This window comes from Limnovirga soli (assembly GCF_013106755.1).
Classification (GTDB): Bacteria; Bacteroidota; Bacteroidia; order Chitinophagales; family Chitinophagaceae; genus Limnovirga; species Limnovirga soli.
Window position 1 is genome coordinate 1 of record NZ_WHPF01000037.1, and the last position, 1,210, is coordinate 1,210.

Sequence of the window (1,210 nt, forward strand, 5' to 3'; positions counted from 1 at the left end):
GGTAATATCCAAATAAGTGTGTAAGTAGTTAAAAAATAATTTGAGATCTTGTTGGATAAAGGATTAAGAATTGACTTGCAACAGACGGCCAATTATTTATTGTATTTGTCCATATCCTACTTACGTTTTGTATGGCTAAATATACTGCTTTGATTACTGCACCATCATCAGGAAACATTGTTTTGTTTTTGGTAAATTTTCTTACATTTCTATTTAAGTTTTCAATTATGTTGGTGGTGTAAATAAGTTTTCTGATTTCCATTGGGTATTTTAAAAATGGCACAAGGCTATCCCAATTGTTTTTCCAGGAAGTGCAGATATAAGGATAGATTTTACCCCACTTTAGCTCAAAACCAAAGAATGCCTGTCCAGCAAGTTCTTCATTAGGTGCTTCATAAATGTTTTTAAGGTCTTTGGCCACTTCCCTTCTGTTTTTATAAGGTACTTTTTTAAGACTGTTGCGTATTTGATGTACGATACAAAGCTGGGTAACTGTTTCTGGAAAGATAGCTTGTATAGCTTGTGTTAATCCTTTTAAGTTATCGCTGCAAGCAATGATAATATCCTGTATTCCCCTGACTCTTAAATCTGTTAATGCTTTCATCCAAAACGAAGCACTTTCCTGTTCATTGATCCATAAGCCTAATACCTCTTTATGCCCGGCAGTATTAAGCCCTGCTACGATGTAAATACATTTATTGATGATCTTATTGTCCTGCCTTACTTTAAACACAATACCATCTAACCAAACCACTAAATAGGTACTATCTAATGGACGTTGTTGCCACTCTGCAACATCTATTAAAACTCTTTCTGTGATGTTTGATACCGTAGAACTGCTAATTTCTACTCCATACAGCTCATTGATTTGCCGACTAATGTCTGCCGTACTCATTCCTTTGGCATAAAAACTAATGACCACATCTTCTATATGATCTATCATTCGTTTACGCTTAGGTATTAGCTGTGGCTCAAAACTGCTTTCTCTGTCTCTGGGGACATCAATAGTGTAGCTACCTTTAGTTGTTTTAATCGTCTTTTGTTTACTGCCATTGCGTTTATTGCTGCCCGAAGAATTTTCATGCTTCGCATAACCCAAATGGCCATCTAACTCGCCTGACAGCATTTCTTCTACACCTCGTTTAAACAAAGCATCCATAAAGCCTGAAAACTCTTGTCCAGTCTTGAATTGCTTGAAAAAATCAGCTGG

Annotated in this window: 1 protein-coding gene; it reads right to left on the minus strand. The window is 36.1% G+C overall.

Annotation, left to right across the window (positions count from 1 at the left end; genetic code table 11):
• Positions 1–28: 28 nt before the first annotated feature.
• Positions 29–1,210 (minus strand): IS256 family transposase (locus GD597_RS21655; protein WP_171610010.1); only part of this gene is annotated, 1,182 nt, incomplete at its 5' end.